Genomic DNA, 19,661 nt, shown 5'->3' on the forward strand with positions numbered 1-19,661 from the left:
TGAAACTTAACAATATTATAAAAATAACCAAACTATTTAACCTTTATAAAAAGGTAATTTAGTTACAGTAGCCGGAATAGCTTTTTTCCGAATTTGAATAAAAATTTTGCTATCGGGTTTAGCAAATGCTACAGGAACATAACCTAGGCCAATACCAACTCCAAGTGAAGGAGACATGGTTCCAGAGGTTACTACACCAATTTTTTCACCTGATTCATTTACAATCTCATAGTCATGACGCGGAATTCCTTTTTGATCTAATGTAAAACCGACAAGTTTACGCGATGGACCTTCTTCTTTTTCTTTTGCAATAGCTTCAGAATTGATAAAGTCTTTATTAAATTTCGTGATCCAGCCTAAACCTGCTTCGATAGGCGAGGTAGTATCATTAATATCATTACCATATAAGCAATATCCCATCTCTAAACGCAGAGTATCACGTGCAGCCAATCCTATCGGTTTGATGCCAAAAGATGCACCAGCGTCTAGTACCTTGTGCCATACTTGTTCTACTTCAGAATTTTTGCAATAAATCTCAAAGCCACCACTACCTGTATATCCTGTCGCCGAAATAATTACATTAGGAATACCTGCAAATTCAGCTACTTCAAAGGTGTAAAACTTCATCGCCAAAAGATCGATCGAGGTAAGACTTTGCATTGCTTTTGCTGCTTTAGGCCCTTGAATAGCTAACAGAGAATACTCATCAGACAAATCTCTAATTTCTGCATTCATGGTGTTATGCTTAGTAATCCAATCCCAGTCCTTTTGAATATTTGAGGCATTTACAACCAATAAAAATTTTTCATCCTCTAATCTATATACGATTAAGTCATCTATAATCCCTCCAGATTCATTTGGAAAGCAACTATATTGTGCTTTGCCATTAACAAGTTTTGAAGCATCATTGGTTGTAACTTTTTGAATTAATGCTAATGCATTGGGTCCACTTATCAAAAATTCACCCATATGGGAAACATCGAATACTCCTACGCTTGTTCTTACGGTCTCATGCTCTACAGTTACTCCCTCGTATGAAACGGGCATATTGTATCCCGCAAAGGGAACTATTTTTGCACCTAGTGCTTGATGAATGGCTGTTAAGGCAGTATTTTTCATTTGGTCATCGTTTAAATCAAATTGATGCCGAAAGTAAAAAACTTTACTATCCTTTGCAATCCTTTTATGCCTTATAATGTTATACTCTTCATAAATACTACTACCATTTTATGGTGTTTATACTATATTCGATCCTTAGAAATTTTTATATCTATCTAGTTTTATGAAAAGTAACTTTAAAAAACCAGTCTCTATAGTAGTTTATAGTGTAGCATTTCTGTTAATTACGTATTTTTTGATAGGAGTTTTTATAGAATATAAAATCGAGAATACATTGAATGGGATGCGTAGTGAAGGAATTCAAATTAATTATAAAGCTCTACATATCGAACCATTATTTGGAAATATCTCTTTTAATAACCTAGAATTTGTGGATCAAAAACAGTTAAAATGTACTATTGAGCATCTATACATTAAAGATGTTAGTTTCTGGAAATTGATAAAAAATAAAGAAGTATTTATTAAAGAGGTTACTATCGAGAATAGTAAACTACATATTGAGGCCACAAAAAAGCAAAAAAATACAGCCAAAAAGGATAAAAAAGAGTCATTTACTTTGAATATCAATAAATTAGATATAGTAAATTCGTATATTGTACTAGAGCAAGATTCCTTACAAAAAGAATCAAATACTAGTATTGATATATCAAAAATGTCAATTTTTCGATTTGCTACAAACGCTTCGTTGCTATCCCAATCAATACCGTTTACGTATAATAGTTATAAGGGGGAAATTAGAAATTTTAAAACCACGATAGATCCCTACCATCAATTGATCATGCATTCTTTTGATTTTAATGAAAAAAATTGGCTTGTACAAGAACTACGAATTATACCATTATTCTCCAAAGAGGTGTTTATAAATACTATCAAATATGAACGAGATTACATGCGATTAAACAAGTGTAGTATCACAATACATGCACCAAAAATTGAAGAAATTAGAAACAAAATAATCTTTAGTAGTGCATTGATAGCACTTGATAAAATTGATTTTGATATTTACCGAGATAAAAAACTTCCAGATGATATGTCGGTTAAACCAATGTATAGCGAACTTTTACGTAAATTGAATATACTTATAGCAGTTGACTCTATTAGTATTAAAGCAGATCAAATAAGTTATGCCGAACTTTTGGAGAATACAACTCAACCAGGTAAAATATCATTTAATGATTTAAGAATAGGTGTAAGTGAGATCAATACATTAAAAACCGCTGTTCAAAATACTGTAGAGATACATATTGAAAGTAAGTTTATGAATCAAGCACCAGTTACTATCGATTGGGCATTTGACATTAATAGTCTGTCGGATTCTTTCAACATACGTGGGGCAGTTAAAAATGTGGAGGCTTCATCAATGAATGCTTTTATAAAGCCCACTTTAAATATAGAAGCAAATGGTCGTTTGGACGCTTTATACTTCGATTTTAGTGGTAATAAAGACGCAGCACTAGGCAGTACCGCAATGTCATATAATACATTTGACGTAAATATTCTAAAAGAGGATGGGCAACATAAGAAATCTGTTCTTACTTTGTTATCAAATCTAATTATCGATCGTAAAGAGGATAAAGGCATTGTTAACCAGAAAGATATAAATGTAGTACGGGATAAAACAAAATCCTTTTGGAATTATTTCTGGATTTGTATCAAAAATGGACTAATTCAAACCGTCCTATAATTATGAGTTACTAGTGTTAAAAAGGATGTTTTTAAAATAAATACTGTTACTTTGACTTTAAAAAATAGAAACATGATTAAATTAAAAGCATGGATTTCTGCAGCTAGATTACGAACGTTGCCCTTATCTATTTCAGGAATTATTGTTGGCGCTTCACTTTTCAATGAAAATTATTTAAATTCTATATCATATACAGGAGCTACTATTGAAAATGAAATCCCGCATTTTTTTACTACTGTCATTTTCTGGTTAGCAATTGGTACAACACTCGGATTGCAAATATTATCGAATTTTGCTAATGACTATGGGGATGGTGTCAAGGGAACAGATAATGAAGATAGGGTAGGACCTTTACGTGCTATACAAAGTGGTATTTTGTCTACAGCAGAAATGAAAATTGGTATTATTTGTACCTCTTTAATCACATTGGCGCTGGCCTTGTTGCTTATTTATACGGCCTTTGGAAAAGAGAATTTTTTATACTCTATAATATTTTTCCTTTTAGGTCTCTTAGCAATAACAGCAGCTATAAAATATACAGTGGGTAATGTTGCCTACGGATATAGAGGCTTAGGAGATGTCTTTGTCTTTATTTTTTTTGGATTAGTAAGCGTTGTTGGTACTTTTTTCTTATTCTCAAAGGCAATATCCATTGAAGTTTTTTTACCAGCTATTGCAATAGGATTGTTAAGTACAGCGGTCCTTAATTTAAATAATATGCGAGATTATTTTGGAGATAAAAAAGCAGGAAAGAATACATTTGTAGTAAAAGTAGGGCTTTCTAATGCAAAAAAATATCATTATTTATTAATTCTTGTTGCTTTATTAAGTTTAACCCTCCATTTCTTTTTGACAATCACTAATAGTCGTGAAGCTTTATTTTTTTTAGCTTTCATTCCCTTATTAGTTCATATTTTTAAAGTGTATAAAATTGAAAATACAATGATATTAGATCCAGAATTAAAAAAAGTAGCTTTGTCTACATTTTTTGTGGCAATACTATTTTCTTTAGGACAAATTTTATAATTTTCAAATAAAAAAAAACTTATGAAAATTACTTTTTACGGTCAGAATAGTTTGTTATTAGAAATTGATGATTGCCGAGTTTTGGTAGATCCATTTATTTCAGGAAACCCTTTATCAAAAGATAAAATTGATATCGATACTATTAAAGCAGATTATATATTATTAACCCATGCACATGAGGATCATATTCTAGATGCTGAAGCTATTGCAAAAAACAACGATGCAGTAATTGTATCTAATTATGAAATAGCTATGCATTACCAGCAAAAAGGTATCGAAGTTCACCCAATGAATCATGGAGGCGCTTGGGAGTTCGAATTTGGAAAAGTAAAATACGTGAATGCATTGCATACGAGTAGCTTTCCCGATGGAAGCTACGGGGGACAACCTGGAGGATTTGTTATACAAGGAGAGCACAAAAGTATTTATATTGCTGGAGACACAGCGCTCACCATGGATATGAAACTTATTCCTTTGTTTACAAAATTAGATTTAGCCATTTTACCCATAGGGGATAATTTTACCATGGGTATCGACGATGCCATACTTGCTAGTGACTTTGTTGCATGTGATAAAGTATTAGGGGTACATTATGATACTTTTGGATATATCGAAATTAACCATGAAGAGGCTAAACGAAAATTTTTTGAAAACAATAAAGATTTAATGTTGTTGGATATTGGAGAAAGTATTACAGTGTAGATGGTAGCAACCTATAAAAAATACATTCTTGATTTTAAAAGACCTAGTGGTACCTCACGAGGTGTTTTACGTACCAAAGAAACATGGTTTTTAATTTTAACGAAAGACGGAAATACAGGGATTGGTGAATGCGGAGTTTTAAGAACGTTAAGTATAGATGATCGTCCCGATTATGAGGATAAATTAAAATGGGTCTGTGCTAATATTTCTCTTGGTAAAAAAAAGTTATGGGAGGCATTACTAGCGTACCCAAGTATTCAATTTGGTATAGAAATGGCATTTAAATCGTTAGAAAGTACACAACCATTTCTTTTGTTTCCTTCAAAATTTACCAAACACCAAGATCCTATTCCCATAAATGGTCTAATTTGGATGGGGGATAAATCTTTTATGAAAAATCAGATTAAAGAAAAATTAGAACAAGGGTTTACGTGTATTAAATTAAAAATCGGAGCAATAGATTTTGAAAATGAACTAGCACTTCTTAGATATATAAGAAAACACTACTCATCAGATACTATCGAGATTCGAGTTGACGCAAATGGTGCTTTTGATCCTAGTAAAGCACAAAAGCAACTCGAACAATTATCTCAATTTGATTTGCACAGTATAGAACAACCTATTAAAGCGGGGCAATTAGAAAGTATGTATGATTTATGTAAAAACTCCCCACTCCCCATAGCTTTGGATGAAGAGTTGATAGGTATATTTACTTTAGAAGAAAAACGGAATCTTCTTAATAGTATTCAACCACAATATATAATCTTAAAACCAAGTTTGATAGGTGGTTTTAGAGGTACTCAGGAATGGATAGATTTGGCCAATCAATTGAAAATTGATTGGTGGATAACAAGTGCTTTAGAAAGTAATATCGGACTTAATGCTATTGCACAATATACGTATACGTTACAAAGTAAGCTTCCGCAAGGATTAGGTACTGGAGCATTATACACTAATAACTTTAAAGCTCCATTAACAGTAACTCAAGGAAAATTATATTACAATACCCAAGTTAAATGGGAGGTATCATATTTAAATAACTAAGAACATGTTTATACAACAAGCTTTCAGAGGGAAGAATGAGATTTGGCGATATATTATAGGTTTGGTTGTCATAGTATTAGGTTGGCAAGTATTTGGGGTACTACCTCTCTTTATTGTAGCATTTATAACATCAGGTGATATAAATTCATTTTTGAGTGCTGCAGAAAATTCTTTTATGAGTTTGGGAATTGATACTAATTTTTTATTGGCCCTAATGATTTTTAGTTTTGTAGTAGGATTAGGAGCTTTATATCTTAGCGTAACGGCAATACATCATAAAAAAATTATTGATGTAACGACTACACGATCTACAGTAGATTGGAGTAGAATCAAATTTTCTTTTCTATTAGTACTAATTGTTAATGTTTTATTTTTCGGTATTAGTTACGTGCTAGAGCCAGAAATTTTTATTCTAAATTTTGAGGTAGTGCCGTTTCTAATTTTATTAATTATTGCCCTAGTACTACTACCACTTCAAACTAGCTTTGAGGAATACCTTTTTAGAGGATATCTTATGCAATGGTTTGGATTACTTGCCAAAAATAGGTGGGTACCCTTACTGGTAACTTCTATTATATTTGGATTACTTCATGGAGCGAATCCAGAAGTTGCAAAACTAGGTAATGTGATGATGATTTTTTATATTGGTACAGGTTTGCTCCTTGGGGTACTTACCCTTATGGACGAGGGGATGGAACTTGCATTGGGTTTTCATGCAGCCAATAATATTGTAGCAGCCGTTCTTGTTACTACTAATTGGAGTGTTTTTCAAACCAATGCTATATTTTTGGATATTTCAGAACCTTCTGGAGGTATTGATATTGTATTACCTGTGCTTATCGTATATCCTATCTACTTATTAATTTTTGCAAAAAAATACGGATGGACTAATTGGAAAGAGCGATTAACAGGAAAAGTTGTTCCCCCAAAACAAAATAAGAGTATCGAAATTTAAAAAACATTTGATGCATTTTTAACATACTTATCATGATTATAACTGAAATTTGAATATGCAAGAGCCAGAACTAACGATAGCATATCCGATTCACGAAGCTTTTGAGTTAAACAAACAAAAGCTAGATAAATATGGGGTTAAACAAGTTGCTATAACGTTAATAGATACTGGAGAACCATATGAACAAGAAATAGGATATTTTTTATTAGAATGGTTAGATGGTAAAGAATATATAACCGTAAGAACTTCGGGGTCAACAGGTAAACCGAAGGTTTTGAAAGTGCTCAAAAAGCACATGGTTAACAGTGCAAAAGCGACCGGGGATTTTTTTAAACTCGATGCTCAAACACACGCATTACTTTGTCTACCTGTAAATTATATCGCTGGTAAGATGATGCTTGTTCGTGCCATGATCTTAGGATGGAAAATAGATTGTATTCCGCCCAAAAGTAATCCTCTTGATACTATCTATAAACACTACGATTTTTGTGCAATGATTCCGTTGCAGTTGGATAATTCAATCAATAGATTGCATTTAATTAAAAAATTAATTGTAGGCGGGGGTGCGATTCGTGAACGTCTAAAAGCCCTAGTACAATCCTGTGACACAAAAATTTATGAAACTTACGGTATGACAGAGACCGTATCACATATAGCTGCGCGTCGTATCAATGGTAAAAAAAAGAGAAAAAAAACCTGTTTTTCAAAACATTACCCAATATAACAATTGGTACAGATACCAGAGATTGTCTTATTATCAATGCACCATTATTACATGAAAAAACAATCATAACGAATGATGTGGTATTTTTAAAATCATATAAAAAGTTTCTCTGGAAAGGGAGATTTGATAATGTTGTGAATAGTGGAGGTATCAAATTGTTTCCAGAGACAATTGAGGTTAAGTTACAGCAACTCATTTCCCATCGTTTTTTTTTAATTGGAATACCCGATGATAGTTTGGGAGAAAAACTTATTATGATTATTGAAGCTAATTACTCCAAAGATTTAATAAGTTCAATTAACGAAGGTCTTGCTAATATTACCACACTAACTCGTTATGAAATTCCAAAAGAGATTTATTGCCTTACTCAATTTGTCGAAACCGCAACAGGTAAAGTGCAGCGCAACCAAACGTTACAACTTATACAAAATGGTGAACGAATTTAAGGTTAACCTACATATTTTAATAATCACTATATTTTACACTTAATTAGTAAAACTATCAATAATGAAATATCTTTTTATCTTTTTCTATCTAATAAGTTTTTCTGCAGTTTCTCAAATAATGAGTGAACGTGATCGTGCTAATGTAAAAGATCAAATTTTAAAAAAGCGACTGGATAGTCTATTACCGCAATTAATGGACGAGACAGATATAGATATGTGGGTACTTATTGCTAGAGAGTACAATGAGGATCCGGTACTCAAAACAATGCTGCCATCAACGTGGTTGCATGCTAGAAGGAGAACTATGTTGGTTTTTTACCGAGATAGTAGTAATAATGTTTTTACTAAACAGGCTATAGCTCGTTATGATATAGGAAACCATATAGAAGCAGTATGGGATAAAGAAGTTCAGCCAGATCAGTGGTTGGCATTAACTGCACTAATAGAAGATAAGAAACCAAATAAAATTGGGATTAACATTTCAAATGATTTTAACATTGCTGATGGCTTAGTTAAAACAGATTATGATTTGCTCATGAAAAATTTACCAACATCTTATAAAAATAAAGTTGTTTCTGCTGAAAAACTTGCGGTACGTTGGATCGAAACTCGAATACCTGAGGAAATGGAAATTTATAAAGAGTTAGTAGCCATTACACATGATATAATCGCAGAAGCTTTTAGCATAAAAGTAATTAAACCCGAACTCACTACAACCGATGATGTGGTATGGTGGTTACGACAAAAAGTAACTGATATGGGGTTAGAAACTTGGTTTCATCCTACGGTAGATATTCAAAGAAAGAGTAGTGCGCTTCTTTCAGAGAAAAAAGCATTTTCCAGTCGTCAAGATAAAACTATTATTCAGCCAGGGGATTTAATACATTGCGATTTTGGAATTACCTATTTAGGACTTAATACAGACTGCCAACAACATGGTTATATACTACAAAATAATGAAAGTGAAATACCTGATTATTTAAACAACGTGTTTACAAATGGAAACAAAGTTCAAGATCATTTGACAAATAACTTTGTCAAAAATAACACAGGAAATCAAATACTTTTAAAATCTATAAGTGATTCAAAATCAGATAACTTAAGACCTTCTATTTACACACATCCTTTAGGTATGTATGGACACTCTGCAGGTCCAGCAATTGGTATGTGGGATGCACAAGACGGAGTAAAGGGCACGGGTGATTATCCTCTATTTGTAAACACTGTTTATGCAATAGAACTTAACACAACGGTAACTGTTCCTGAATGGAATAAGGATATTAGAATAATGCTAGAAGAAGTTGGGTTTTGGGGAGTAGATGGTTTTAGATATGTTAACGGTAGACAAACAAAACTTATCTCAATCCCCAAACGCAACTAATTTTCTGCAAAAATATTAGACTTGTATCACTCCTAAATTGAAAGGTTTTTCGATAGGAGCGTGGTCTGCTGCTTCAATTCCCATACTAATCCATTTTCTGGTGTCTAATGGATCAATAATACCATCTGTCCAGATACGCGCCGCTGCATAGTAGGGTGAAGTTTGCTTATCATACCTTGCTTTTATTTTATCAAACATTGCTTTCTCATCTTCTTCAGTAATTGTTTGTCCCTTACTTTTTAACGAAGCAGTTTCAATCTGAAGTAATACTTTTGCCGCCTGTGAACCTCCCATAACAGCAAGTTCTGCACTTGGCCAAGCACAAATTAATCGTGGATCATATGCTTTACCACACATAGCGTAATTACCAGCGCCATAAGAGTTTCCGATAACTACAGTAAACTTAGGTACTACGCTATTACTTACAGCATTTACCATTTTAGCTCCATCTTTTATGATACCGCCATGCTCACTCTTACTACCTACCATGAAGCCTGTAACATCTTGTAAAAACACTAAGGGAATTTTCTTTTGATTACAATTAGCTATAAATCGAGTGGCTTTGTCTGCAGAGTCCGAATAAATCACCCCACCAAACTGCATTTCACCTTTTTTGGTCTTTACAATTTTACGTTGATTGGCAACAATTCCCACTGCCCAGCCATCAATTCTGGCATATCCAGTCACAATGGTTTGACCATAACCAGCTTTATATTCTTCAAAATCAGAATCATCGACCAACCTAGCGATAATCTCCATCATATCATAAGGTTCATTGCGCGCTTTAGGTAGAATTCCATATATATCTTCTTGTTTTTCTTTAGGTAAAAGTGATTTGACTCTGTTGTAACCAGCCTTATTATAATCACCTATTTTGGACATTATGTTTTTAATAGTATCTAGCGCGTCCTTATCGTCTTTTGATTTATAATCGGTTACACCAGAGATTTCGCAATGAGTAGTAGCTCCGCCTAAGGTTTCGTTGTCAATAGTCTCACCAATAGCAGCCTTAACTAAATAACTACCTGCCAAAAAGATACTACCTGTTTTATCCACAATAAGCGCCTCGTCACTCATAATGGGTAAATAGGCGCCTCCAGCAACGCAGCTTCCCATAACTGCAGATATTTGAGTGATTCCCATACTACTCATTACAGCATTGTTTCGAAATATGCGACCAAAGTGTTCTTTATCTGGAAAGATTTCATCTTGAAGGGGTAGGTATACCCCAGCACTATCGACTAGATAAATAATTGGAAGTTTGTTTTCTATAGCTATTTCTTGTGCTCTTAGATTTTTTTTTCCAGTTATAGGAAACCAAGCTCCCGCCTTAACGGTTGCGTCATTGGCAACCACTATACACTGTTTACCACGTACATATCCTATTTTGATGACTACGCCTCCCGAAGGACAACCCCCATGCTCTTCATACATATCATCTCCCGCAAAGGCAGCTATCTCAATCGCATCTCGGTCATCATCCAAAAGATATGAAATCCGTTCGCGAGCTGTCATTTTACCTTTGCTATGCAGTTTTTCAATACGTTTTTCACCACCACCAAGTTTAACTTTAGCTAACCTGTGTTTCAAATCTGAAAGGAGTAATTTATTATGATCTTCGTTTTTATTAAATTTTATATCCATAATGTGCAATATGTTTGCACGAAAATACAAAAAAGCAGCATTTTGAAAATGATTTCTTATAAAATTACACGTTATTTTACGATTTGTTTAATTTAATACTCCCATTCTTAATAAAGAATAAAGATTAGTTGATTCACTAGATTTAGTTGTCAATAAAAAATGATCTTAACATCCTAAGATTCAATATTTAAATATGAAAATTATCTGATGATCTCTTTAAAGCACCTTATTTTGACGATAAAATGTCGATATTTGTATTTCAAGTTGATAATGTTTGAATAATACTATTTAATAAAATAAAATACTATTTATGGGAATGAATAAAAATACTGTTTTGGCCTGGGCTACTTTTATTATGATACTTGTTGGTTTAGCACTAATTGCTTTAGGCGCATTTAGATATCGTGATGTTTCAGGATATGGCTTTGCGGCTGTAGGCGTAGGTTTTTTTGCCATAGCATGGGTTTTTAATGCTTTAAAAGGTAGAGTATAATACTGTTAATAAATAGTATTATAGGACCAATTGACAGATAAATAAATTTATAACAATACAGCGCCATGCACTAGCATGGTATTTTTTAATTAATAATAAACACACATCAATGTCAGACGATAAGAAAGTTATCTTTTCTATGTCTGGAGTTACCAAAACGTACAAAAGTGCAAATACTCCAGTGCTTAAGAATATTCATTTAAGTTTTTTCTACGGAGCAAAAATTGGTATTCTGGGACTTAATGGCTCAGGTAAATCTACATTATTGAAAATAATTGCAGGAATTGATAAGAATTTTCAAGGAGATGTAGTTTTTTCACCAGGATATGCTGTGGGTTACTTAGAGCAGGAACCTCAATTAGATCCAGAAAAAACAGTGCTAGAAATCGTTAAAGAGGGCGCTGCAGAAACGGTTGCTATTTTAGATGAGTACAATAAGATTAATGATATGTTTGGCTTACCAGAGGTATATGAAGATGCGGATAAGATGCAAGAGCTTATGGATAAACAAGCTAAGCTACAGGATCAAATTGATGCAAGTAATGCTTGGGAGCTTGATACTAAGCTTGAAATTGCAATGGATGCCCTGCGTACTCCAGAACCAGATAAAAAAATAGGTGTCTTATCTGGAGGAGAAAAACGTCGTGTAGCCCTTTGTAGATTACTTTTACAAGAGCCAGAGATTCTTTTACTAGATGAGCCAACAAACCATTTGGATGCAGAATCAGTACATTGGTTAGAACATCATTTACAACAGTACAAAGGAACTGTAATTGCCGTAACACATGATCGTTATTTTTTAGATAACGTTGCGGGATGGATTCTTGAACTGGATAGAGGTGAAGGTATCCCATGGAAGGGTAATTATTCTTCATGGTTGGATCAAAAGTCAAAGCGCCTTGCACAAGAGCAAAAACAAGCAAGCAAAAGACAAAAAACCTTAGAACGAGAGTTGGAGTGGGCGAGAATGGCACCAAAAGGGCGCCAAGCCAAACAAAAAGCTCGTTTAAGCAATTATGATAAATTACTAAGTCAAGATCAAAAACAAGTTGACGAAAAGTTAGAAATTTATATCCCTAACGGTCCAAGATTAGGAACTAACGTAATTGAGGCCAAAGGGGTAAGTAAAGCTTTTGGAGATAAGCTACTGTATGAAGATCTTAATTTTAATTTACCACAAGCAGGAATTGTAGGTGTTATTGGTCCTAATGGAGCTGGTAAAACAACTATTTTTAAGATGATCATGGGTGAGGAACAACCCGATAAAGGTGAATTCAACGTTGGAGAGACAGCCAAAATTGCATATGTTGACCAAAGTCATTCTAACATTGAAGCAGATAAAACCATTTGGCAAAATTTTAGTGATGAGCAGGAACTCATTATGATGGGAGGACGTCAAGTAAACTCTCGAGCATATTTAAGTAGGTTTAATTTCAGCGGAAGCGAACAAAACAAAAAAGTATCAACCTTATCTGGTGGTGAACGCAACCGTTTGCATTTAGCAATGACCCTAAAGGAAGAAGGCAACGTTTTGCTTCTGGATGAACCGACCAACGATCTAGATGTAAATACATTAAGAGCCTTAGAAGAAGGGCTTGAAAATTTTGCGGGTTGTGCGGTAGTTATCTCGCATGATCGATGGTTTTTGGATCGAATCTGTACCCATATTTTGGCATTTGAAGGGGATTCACAAGTGTATTTCTTTGAAGGTAGTTTTTCTGATTATGAGGAGAATAAGAAAAAACGTTTGGGTGGAGATCTTATGCCAAAACGAATCAAATACAAAAAACTAGTACGGTAGTATGTCGTTTGAAACAATCAAAGTTATTGCATTTGATGCAGATGACACCCTATGGATTAATGAGCCCCTGTTTAGAAAAGCAGAAGATGAGTTTTGTAACCTTTTGCAAACCTATTTAACCAAAGAAGAAGCAAATAAACTATTATATGAGGTAGAAATGAAAAATTTACCATTGTATGGCTATGGTATTAAACCATTTACACTATCACTTATAGAAGCAGCTATAGAGATAGGGGGAACAAAAACTTCTATTGCCCTTATACAAGGACTTATTGCTAAAGGAAAAGAAATGCTAGCAGAACCGGTAGAATTAATTGACGGTATCGAAGATACTTTAAAGCGTTTACATGGCGACTATAAACTAGTAATGGCTACCAAGGGTGATTTGTTAGATCAAGAGAGAAAACTTATAAAATCGGGCTTAGAATCCTATTTTCATCATATTGAGGTCGTTTCAGATAAAACAGAAAAACACTATCACAAATTAGTTAAGCATCTAGATATTGCTCCTTCAGAATTTTTGATGATTGGTAATTCGTTAAAATCAGATATAATACCTGTGTTAAATATAGGTGCTCACGCGATCCATATACCATTTCATACTACTTGGATACATGAAATGGTAGATACCGATGTTGAGCATCCCAATTTTAGAAGTTTAACCAAAGCTATCGAACTTTTTGACTTTTTATGAATAGAAACCTCTTAGATATTGAGCATTGGAATCGAAAGGAACACTATGAATTCTTTTCCTCATTTGACGAGCCTTTTTTTGGAATAGTTACCGAAGTAGATTATACTATAGGGTATAAGATTGCTAAAGAAATGGATACCTCACAGTTTTTGTACTATCTATTTTGTTCTTTAAAAGCCGTTAATGATACCGAAGCATTTAGATATCGTATAGATAATGGTAAGTTGTATGAATATAATCAAATTCATGCCTCTTCAACCATCGGAAGAGATGATCACACCTTCGGATTTTCCTTTATTGAATTCTGTGCAGACTTTAAAAAATTTGAACGTAAAGCAAATCATGAAATCGAAGAGGTAAAAAACAGTAAGGGTTTACGATTTAATGAAGATGCCAAACGATTGGATACAATTCATTATTCATCTATTCCTTGGTATAATATTTCTGGTTTAACACATGCTAGAAACTACTCACATAAGGATAGTATACCCAAAATTTCATTCGGAAAATATAGAAAAGAAGGCACCAAAACTATATTGCCTGTAGCTGTATATGTTCATCATGGGTTAATGGATGGATATCACATAGGCGTTTATCTTGATAAATTCCAAATGACACTAAATAAACCTAATATATCTGATTTGTAATTGATTATGATCTTTAATTAATGTAAAGGTTTAATGATATACACAATAGTATACAATGTAAAAAGCAGCTATTTTTGTAAAATAGCTGCTTTTTTTTGATTATTTCTATATTATTTCAATAGGACATTTCTACGATTTTCTCGACATCTGAAGGTGCAAGTTTACCATGCTCCCCAATACCAGTCCAGCCTCGATCTGTAAAACGGTTAGCAATTGTTTTTGCAGTATTTTTATAATCTTCAGTATAGGCTGATAGTTTTGTCTTTATTCCAAGAGAATGGAAAAATTCTTCTGTTTTTTGGATTGCAATTTTTGCTTTTTCATCGATAGACCCCTCGGTTACATTCCAAACACGAGTAGCATATTGTGCTAATTTTTCTTTTTTACTTTCAAAATTATACGTGTAATGACTCGAAGAAATTATCGCTAATGTTCTGGCGTGGTCTATACCATATAAAGCGGTCAACTCATGTCCCATTGCATGAACTGCCCAATCTGTAGGTACTCCTTTTTGAATCAATCCGTTCAACGCCATCGTACAACTCCACATAAAATTAGCTGCGGCTGTATAATCAGATGGATCTTTTAGAATTTTTGGAGCGATTGCTATGAGAGTTTGTAAGATGCTCTCGGCAAATCGATCTTGTAATTGAGCATCTACAGGATACGTAACATACTGTTCTAATACATGTGTAAAGGCATCTGCTAATCCATTTGCAATCTGTCGTTCTGGAATTGACTGTACAACTTGTGGATCAAGAATAGAAAATACAGGAAAAAGACCAGGGCCTCCCATACCAAGTTTTTCTTGAGTTTCCTCGCGAGTAATAACAGATCCAGAGTTCATTTCAGAACCTGTAGCTGGTAATGTTAAAACGGTTCCAAAAGGTAATCCTTCTGTGATTGGTTTTTTATTAGTGAGAAGCTCCCAAGGTTCTTGACCTTCATAATACGCCGCTCCTGACAAAAATTTTGTGCCATCAATAACAGATCCCCCGCCCACGGCTAATAAAAAGGTAATCTCATTCTTTTTGATGACATCTAAGGCATCCAATAGCACCTTGTACTCGGGGTTAGGGGGAATTCCACCAAACTCCATTACCGTATGTGAACTCAAAGCATTTTTAACCTGCTCATAAATTCCGTTTTTTTTGATGCTTCCTCCACCATAGAGTAGAAGTATTTTAGCATCTTTAGGAAGTTCATCCTTTAATTTGCTTATTTGATTCTTGCCAAATAAGATTTTAGTTGGATTTTTAAATTCAAAATTTTTCATAGTTATTGTTTATTTTATTTCTGTTTTAATACTATCCCATGCGATATTAAATGCATCTTGAAGTGCTCCGTCAGTTATGGTATAGAGATTTCTTTGTTGAGAGGTTATTAAAAATGACATAGGGTATAATGTAAAGGCGTATAGGAGGTAGGGATCAATATTTTTGATGTGCCCCTCAGTCTTACCACGATCCCATACATCTAATAAAATTTTTAAATGTTTTAATGCTTCTTCTCGTGTAGGGTTTTCAACCATAGGAGAGCTGTCACATTGAGTTAAGAAAGCTGATTCTTGCGGAAATTGCATACGATATCTGGCGATATTAAACCAAATTTTTTTAAAACAACTTTTAACCGGTTCAGTTGGGCTATATTCTTTAAAAGCATACAAGCTTAATTTCTCTTTGATGGTTAGGTAAAGCTGATTAACTAAATCCTGTTTGTTTTCAAAATAAATATAAATTGTCGCTGGTGAAACCTGTGCTAATTTAGCAATTTTTGACATTGGTGCAGCATGGAAACCGTTGTCGTTGATGAGTGACAAAGTTGCTGTTAATAAAGCTTCTCGTTTTCCGGGATCTTTTTTTCTACGAGTCATGTTTACAATATGTGCTGTCAAATGTTTTAAATTTAAAACAAAAATACAACCATAAATGAACGTTCATTCACTTTTAACAGGATTTTGACATTGGCTTGTTTAAGTAAAGAGTTGGTAAGTTTAATTTTCTTGCTGTTTCTCTTTGAGAATTTCGGTAAATGCGCGCTCTAATTCACTCTGGGTAGCTGGTGGTAATGCCTGCGCATATGATGAAGCTGATTCGAGACTAAGGGTTGTAAAAAGCGGAAAATGATCAGATCCTACGTGATCACCTATAACAACTTTTTTAACCCTAAAAGCCGCACCTGTAAATATATGATCGAGTGGCCATCTCAATAGATAACTGTTAGCGTTATAGGTGTTAAAAAGTCCACGACCTTTTCTCATGTCTAGTAATCCACTTACACGTTGAAACAAAGTGGTCGTTTCAGACCATGCTACATCATTAAAATCCCCAAGAACAATTACTGGATATTTAGAATTGCGTGCAAGTTTTGCGGTTTTCATCATCTCTGCATCACGGTCAACAGATGATGGGTTATGTTGTGGTACGGGAGGTGCTGGATGAATAGCATAAACCTGAATTGTGTCTTTGGAAGGCAGTATAATTTTGGTATGAATTGACGGTATAGTATCTTCGATCAGATATTGTATTGTAGATTCGACTAACTCAAATTTTGAGTACATAATCATACCATAAGTGTTTTCCAAAGGTATTTCGATTTTATAGGGATATGTAATTGTAAGTTTCGTGCTAAGTTGTTTTTTCCATGTACTATTGGTTTCAGTCAATAGTACCAGATCGGCGTTGAATTGCTCGATATTATCTATTACCTTTGTTGTTTCCTTGTTGTCTTGAAGCACATTAGCTGCATAAATACTTAGTAGTTTGGCGTCATTTGTAGTAGTTAATACCTCAAAAGGAGCAAAGTTAGTATAGGGGTATATTTTAGAGGCTTGAAAAATGAAACAGATACATAAGATACTCATAAAAATATAATCTGTAATTTTTTTGGTATTAAAAATTAATAGATAGGAAAGCGTAGCAAGTAGTGTCAAAAAAGTTAATTGTATATGTGGAAAGTCAAAGGAGCGAACCCACCAAAAGTCAACAGCAATAAATGGAAAAATGGTCAAAATAACCGCAAGAAGGCCAAAACCTCTTAAAAATAATTTAAATTTCATAGGGTAGTTAATGTAGAGATATGCTAAGGTTGTATTATTTTGTTGAATATAATTGAGTAGTAGTTACACGTGATGCTTCAAAAGTCTTAAATAAAAAACCTTTGTACGCTCTAATATAGCATAGATTCATGTTATCTTGATCGATCCATAATTTAACCGTATAACTGTAGCCGCTATCTGCGTTATAAATAGTACCATCAGAAAGAACGCCATCGTTAAATTTTAAATTTTCTAAGATGTCAATTCCCACGAGTTCTCTATTTCTTAAATTGCTATCTGGATTCTTATTATCGAGACCGTTATGATTTGAGATCGGATGTTCTGCCCGTTTAACAATTTTACCATGAAACACTTCTCCCTTTTGGTAAATGTGGATAATAGAGCCACCTTCAATTTTCCAATCACCTAAATAAGATTCTGGTTGTATTGAAGAAGAACCTAAAAATAACATTAAACACCCTAACACAATCTTGTATGTCATATAACAATAGTAACAATAAAGAGGTAAGGTAAGTAAATTATATTTAACCGTTAAAATGGATGATTAACAAATGTTTTTAAAACATACTAATTGAGTACTCTAATAGTAAAAAAGGAAAATGAGTTAACCTTCCTTTTTAATTAGTCTATATATTTTAAGTTTACGATTCGTTTCTTTCTAAATTTGTTTTGCGATCTGCGCCTTGACTGTGTAATTTATTTTCTTCATCATTGAGTCCCAAAGGACCATTCCCTTTTTTTGCCTCGTTCCTTCCTGGGATATCTAAATCTTCTCCAGTAAAATCGACAGCATCCTTACGGTGCAGTAAATTTATGTCATCGCCTCCATCTTTACGGATTCCTGCATCCTTTTGTTCCAAAATATCCATATCATGTTTGGTGATTTCAGGATTGTAAGGTAGGTTTTTCGTTGTTTTTGTGTCTTTTTTCATAAAAATTATCGTTTTTATTAAAGATAATTTTCTTTTATGAACCCTTGGCAGGCGTTAACGAGATCTAAACTAAAGATTAACGATTATTAAGAAAATATTTAATCGATGATGTCGCGAATGTCGACCCCCATATAATCAGCAATCTTTTTAATACGTGCAAAATCTTTGGCTAAATCCTTCTGTTTAACCACATAATCACCCGCTTGTGGACTAACTCCCAAAGTTTTGGATATGCCATATACCGTTTTAGTGCCTTTACTTTTTTTTAAAAGCCTCTTTAATTTTTTATTAACCATAAGACAAAACTACATAATAAAACAAAACATTCAAATAAATTTTTATTAAAAAAATATTTGAATAATAAAAATTTACTTGTATATTCGTTTTGAACAAATCATAAATCCTTGAGCAATGAAATTCCTACTATCGATAACCTTTGTTATTATTTTTTCGGCAAATAATTTTGCTAATTCTTTTAGCCTCACTAACAATGAGAATGATAAAAAAACCGGGGAAAGAGAAACTAAAACTAGTAACAAGAGATCAAAAAACTTTCACACTATAAAGCGTTGGAAGATTACAATAACTTATACCAATGGGGATAAACTTGTGAAAAGTATTTCGGTGAAAGGAAAGACTAAGCTAAGTGCTATGGAAAAAGCTTTTTTGGAAGCAGAGAATTATCTGAAACATTTAGATAATGTCGATAGCTATAGTGTTACACCGTTAGCAAATAACGAGTTTGTACTTTTGGCAGAAAAATAAAGTATATACATTTAATAGTTAAAGCGAAAGTTTTCGATAAACTTTCGCTTTTTTATTTTTTACTATTATTTACTATACATTTTATGGAGTAACATTATGCACTTTGATTTCAATATGTAGTCATTAGCTAAAATCCTTAGTAGAAAAGAAATGTTGAAACATTTTTTTTAATATTTTTTTTGTACTTTAGTTATGTAAAATTCTTAAAACCAAAATATTATGAAAAATTCTCTAAAACGTATTAAAGGATTAAAAAAAATAGACAAAACCAGTCAAGCCATGTTAATAGGAGGGGGTAGACAATTTAATAACTGTGTATCTGATTGCTATAGTCTTTATTTTGCCGATAGCTCTAGTAATGCTTGTGCTGTTCCAGATAATAATGGGGGAGTATGCTATGGAACCGTGCAAAACAATCAATGCTGCATTTAAACCTATTCTAAGATTTAAAATAAAAAATTAAAATCATCATAGTTGATATAAATATATATTGTCTATGATGATTTTTTTTACTCCATATTCTTTAGAGCATTGCTATCCAGTTGT

The 19,661-nt window shown here is 33.4% G+C and carries 22 protein-coding genes; 14 read left to right on the plus strand and 8 right to left on the minus strand.

The genetic code is table 11. The annotated features are described in order from the left end of the window. Positions 1-36: 36 nt before the first annotated feature. Complete coding sequence (gene gcvT / locus ACE939_RS05250; RefSeq protein ID WP_378187770.1) at positions 37-1,119, minus strand: glycine cleavage system aminomethyltransferase GcvT; 1,083 nt, start codon at positions 1,117-1,119, stop codon at positions 37-39. 163 nt (positions 1,120-1,282) lie between these two features. Here gcvT and ACE939_RS05255 point away from each other — a divergent pair, with 163 nt between their 5' ends. The 8 genes from ACE939_RS05255 (at position 1,283) to ACE939_RS05290 (ending at position 9,081) form a co-directional block, all read left to right on the plus strand. Further along, positions 1,283-2,803, plus strand: a complete 1,521-nt coding sequence (locus tag ACE939_RS05255; protein WP_378187771.1) for a hypothetical protein — start codon at positions 1,283-1,285, stop codon at positions 2,801-2,803. 72 nt (positions 2,804-2,875) lie between these two features. After that, positions 2,876-3,829, plus strand: a complete 954-nt coding sequence (gene menA, locus ACE939_RS05260) for a 1,4-dihydroxy-2-naphthoate octaprenyltransferase (protein WP_378187772.1) — start codon at positions 2,876-2,878, stop codon at positions 3,827-3,829. 21 nt (positions 3,830-3,850) lie between these two features. Next, a complete protein-coding gene (locus ACE939_RS05265; protein WP_378187773.1) occupies positions 3,851-4,531 on the plus strand; it encodes a metal-dependent hydrolase in 681 nt (226 codons plus the stop codon). Next, the gene (locus ACE939_RS05270) at positions 4,532-5,575 is read left to right on the plus strand and encodes an o-succinylbenzoate synthase (protein WP_378187774.1); all 1,044 of its coding nucleotides are present in this window, start codon (positions 4,532-4,534) and stop codon (positions 5,573-5,575) included. Between the two features lie 4 nt (positions 5,576-5,579). After that, the gene (locus tag ACE939_RS05275) at positions 5,580-6,530 is read left to right on the plus strand and encodes a type II CAAX prenyl endopeptidase Rce1 family protein (RefSeq protein ID WP_378187776.1); all 951 of its coding nucleotides are present in this window, start codon (positions 5,580-5,582) and stop codon (positions 6,528-6,530) included. Positions 6,531-6,585: 55 nt separating this feature from the next. After that, positions 6,586-7,254, plus strand: coding sequence for an AMP-binding protein (locus ACE939_RS05280; protein WP_378187777.1), 669 nt, complete (start codon positions 6,586-6,588; stop codon positions 7,252-7,254). 77 nt (positions 7,255-7,331) lie between these two features. Further along, positions 7,332-7,700, plus strand: coding sequence for a hypothetical protein (locus tag ACE939_RS05285; RefSeq protein ID WP_378187778.1), 369 nt, complete (start codon positions 7,332-7,334; stop codon positions 7,698-7,700). A 61-nt stretch (positions 7,701-7,761) separates the two neighbouring features. Continuing rightward, positions 7,762-9,081, plus strand: a complete 1,320-nt coding sequence (locus tag ACE939_RS05290) for a M24 family metallopeptidase (protein ID WP_378187779.1) — start codon at positions 7,762-7,764, stop codon at positions 9,079-9,081. A gap of 15 nt (positions 9,082-9,096) precedes the next feature. Here the strand turns inward: ACE939_RS05290 and ACE939_RS05295 are convergent, their stop codons facing one another. Further along, positions 9,097-10,725: an acyl-CoA carboxylase subunit beta gene (locus tag ACE939_RS05295; RefSeq protein WP_378187780.1), complete on the minus strand. Its 1,629-nt coding sequence runs from the start codon at positions 10,723-10,725 to the stop codon at positions 9,097-9,099. Between the two features lie 310 nt (positions 10,726-11,035). Between ACE939_RS05295 and ACE939_RS05300 the strand changes: the two genes are divergently transcribed. The 4 genes from ACE939_RS05300 to ACE939_RS05315 all read left to right on the plus strand — a co-directional run bounded on the left by ACE939_RS05300 (position 11,036) and on the right by ACE939_RS05315 (position 14,360). Next, positions 11,036-11,218 carry a CAL67264 family membrane protein gene (locus tag ACE939_RS05300; RefSeq protein WP_101449145.1) on the plus strand — a complete coding sequence of 61 codons (183 nt, stop codon included), beginning with the start codon at positions 11,036-11,038 and terminating at the stop codon, positions 11,216-11,218. Between the two features lie 109 nt (positions 11,219-11,327). After that, a complete protein-coding gene (gene ettA / locus ACE939_RS05305; protein ID WP_378187783.1) occupies positions 11,328-13,019 on the plus strand; it encodes an energy-dependent translational throttle protein EttA in 1,692 nt (563 codons plus the stop codon). 1 nt (position 13,020) lies between these two features. Beyond that, entirely contained in the window at positions 13,021-13,713 is a 693-nt protein-coding gene (locus ACE939_RS05310; protein ID WP_378187785.1) for an HAD family hydrolase, read from the plus strand. Continuing rightward, positions 13,710-14,360 (plus strand): CatA-like O-acetyltransferase, encoded by a 651-nt coding sequence (locus tag ACE939_RS05315; RefSeq protein ID WP_378187787.1) that lies wholly within the window; start codon positions 13,710-13,712, stop codon positions 14,358-14,360. The genes ACE939_RS05310 and ACE939_RS05315 overlap by 4 nt, the downstream gene beginning before the upstream one ends. 115 nt (positions 14,361-14,475) lie before the next feature. On the opposite strand, the gene ACE939_RS05320 is transcribed toward ACE939_RS05315, so the two are convergent. From ACE939_RS05320 to ACE939_RS05345, 6 genes are all read right to left on the minus strand, one after another. Then, entirely contained in the window at positions 14,476-15,636 is a 1,161-nt protein-coding gene (locus ACE939_RS05320) for an iron-containing alcohol dehydrogenase (protein ID WP_378187788.1), read from the minus strand. Positions 15,637-15,645: 9 nt separating this feature from the next. Next, on the minus strand, positions 15,646-16,254 hold the full coding sequence (locus ACE939_RS05325) for a TetR/AcrR family transcriptional regulator (RefSeq protein WP_378187789.1): 609 nt from the start codon (positions 16,252-16,254) through the stop codon (positions 15,646-15,648). A 99-nt stretch (positions 16,255-16,353) separates the two neighbouring features. Beyond that, positions 16,354-17,418: an endonuclease/exonuclease/phosphatase family protein gene (locus tag ACE939_RS05330; protein WP_378187790.1), complete on the minus strand. Its 1,065-nt coding sequence runs from the start codon at positions 17,416-17,418 to the stop codon at positions 16,354-16,356. Positions 17,419-17,452: 34 nt separating this feature from the next. Then, a complete protein-coding gene (locus ACE939_RS05335; RefSeq protein ID WP_378187791.1) occupies positions 17,453-17,899 on the minus strand; it encodes a DUF2147 domain-containing protein in 447 nt (148 codons plus the stop codon). Positions 17,900-18,059: 160 nt separating this feature from the next. Beyond that, positions 18,060-18,350 (minus strand): hypothetical protein, encoded by a 291-nt coding sequence (locus tag ACE939_RS05340; RefSeq protein WP_378187793.1) that lies wholly within the window; start codon positions 18,348-18,350, stop codon positions 18,060-18,062. A gap of 98 nt (positions 18,351-18,448) precedes the next feature. After that, positions 18,449-18,646 carry a hypothetical protein gene (locus ACE939_RS05345; RefSeq protein WP_378187794.1) on the minus strand — a complete coding sequence of 66 codons (198 nt, stop codon included), beginning with the start codon at positions 18,644-18,646 and terminating at the stop codon, positions 18,449-18,451. Between the two features lie 115 nt (positions 18,647-18,761). Here ACE939_RS05345 and ACE939_RS05350 point away from each other — a divergent pair, with 115 nt between their 5' ends. Then, positions 18,762-19,115, plus strand: coding sequence for a hypothetical protein (locus ACE939_RS05350; RefSeq protein WP_378187795.1), 354 nt, complete (start codon positions 18,762-18,764; stop codon positions 19,113-19,115). Positions 19,116-19,334: 219 nt separating this feature from the next. Beyond that, positions 19,335-19,547, plus strand: a complete 213-nt coding sequence (locus ACE939_RS05355; RefSeq protein WP_378187796.1) for a hypothetical protein — start codon at positions 19,335-19,337, stop codon at positions 19,545-19,547. The last annotated feature ends 114 nt before the right edge of the window (positions 19,548-19,661 follow it).

It is taken from the genome of Aquimarina rhodophyticola, assembly GCF_042434915.1.
In the GTDB taxonomy this organism is placed as follows: Bacteria; Bacteroidota; Bacteroidia; order Flavobacteriales; family Flavobacteriaceae; genus Aquimarina.

Bases quoted from the DNA above. Each gene is read 5' to 3' on its own strand.
- gcvT (WP_378187770.1), bottom strand. From the start codon at position 1,119: ATGAAAAATACTGCCTTAACAGCCATTCATCAAGCACTAGGTGCAAAA.
- ACE939_RS05255 (WP_378187771.1), top strand. From the start codon at position 1,283: ATGAAAAGTAACTTTAAAAAACCAGTCTCTATAGTAGTTTATAGTGTA.
- menA (WP_378187772.1), top strand. From the start codon at position 2,876: ATGATTAAATTAAAAGCATGGATTTCTGCAGCTAGATTACGAACGTTG.
- ACE939_RS05265 (WP_378187773.1), top strand. From the start codon at position 3,851: ATGAAAATTACTTTTTACGGTCAGAATAGTTTGTTATTAGAAATTGAT.
- ACE939_RS05270 (WP_378187774.1), top strand. From the start codon at position 4,532: ATGGTAGCAACCTATAAAAAATACATTCTTGATTTTAAAAGACCTAGT.
- ACE939_RS05275 (WP_378187776.1), top strand. From the start codon at position 5,580: ATGTTTATACAACAAGCTTTCAGAGGGAAGAATGAGATTTGGCGATAT.
- ACE939_RS05280 (WP_378187777.1), top strand. From the start codon at position 6,586: ATGCAAGAGCCAGAACTAACGATAGCATATCCGATTCACGAAGCTTTT.
- ACE939_RS05290 (WP_378187779.1), top strand. From the start codon at position 7,762: ATGAAATATCTTTTTATCTTTTTCTATCTAATAAGTTTTTCTGCAGTT.
- ACE939_RS05295 (WP_378187780.1), bottom strand. From the start codon at position 10,725: ATGGATATAAAATTTAATAAAAACGAAGATCATAATAAATTACTCCTT.
- ACE939_RS05300 (WP_101449145.1), top strand. From the start codon at position 11,036: ATGGGAATGAATAAAAATACTGTTTTGGCCTGGGCTACTTTTATTATG.
- ettA (WP_378187783.1), top strand. From the start codon at position 11,328: ATGTCAGACGATAAGAAAGTTATCTTTTCTATGTCTGGAGTTACCAAA.
- ACE939_RS05310 (WP_378187785.1), top strand. From the start codon at position 13,021: ATGTCGTTTGAAACAATCAAAGTTATTGCATTTGATGCAGATGACACC.
- ACE939_RS05315 (WP_378187787.1), top strand. From the start codon at position 13,710: ATGAATAGAAACCTCTTAGATATTGAGCATTGGAATCGAAAGGAACAC.
- ACE939_RS05320 (WP_378187788.1), bottom strand. From the start codon at position 15,636: ATGAAAAATTTTGAATTTAAAAATCCAACTAAAATCTTATTTGGCAAG.
- ACE939_RS05330 (WP_378187790.1), bottom strand. From the start codon at position 17,418: ATGAAATTTAAATTATTTTTAAGAGGTTTTGGCCTTCTTGCGGTTATT.
- ACE939_RS05335 (WP_378187791.1), bottom strand. From the start codon at position 17,899: ATGACATACAAGATTGTGTTAGGGTGTTTAATGTTATTTTTAGGTTCT.
- ACE939_RS05340 (WP_378187793.1), bottom strand. From the start codon at position 18,350: ATGAAAAAAGACACAAAAACAACGAAAAACCTACCTTACAATCCTGAA.
- ACE939_RS05345 (WP_378187794.1), bottom strand. From the start codon at position 18,646: ATGGTTAATAAAAAATTAAAGAGGCTTTTAAAAAAAAGTAAAGGCACT.
- ACE939_RS05350 (WP_378187795.1), top strand. From the start codon at position 18,762: ATGAAATTCCTACTATCGATAACCTTTGTTATTATTTTTTCGGCAAAT.
- ACE939_RS05355 (WP_378187796.1), top strand. From the start codon at position 19,335: ATGAAAAATTCTCTAAAACGTATTAAAGGATTAAAAAAAATAGACAAA.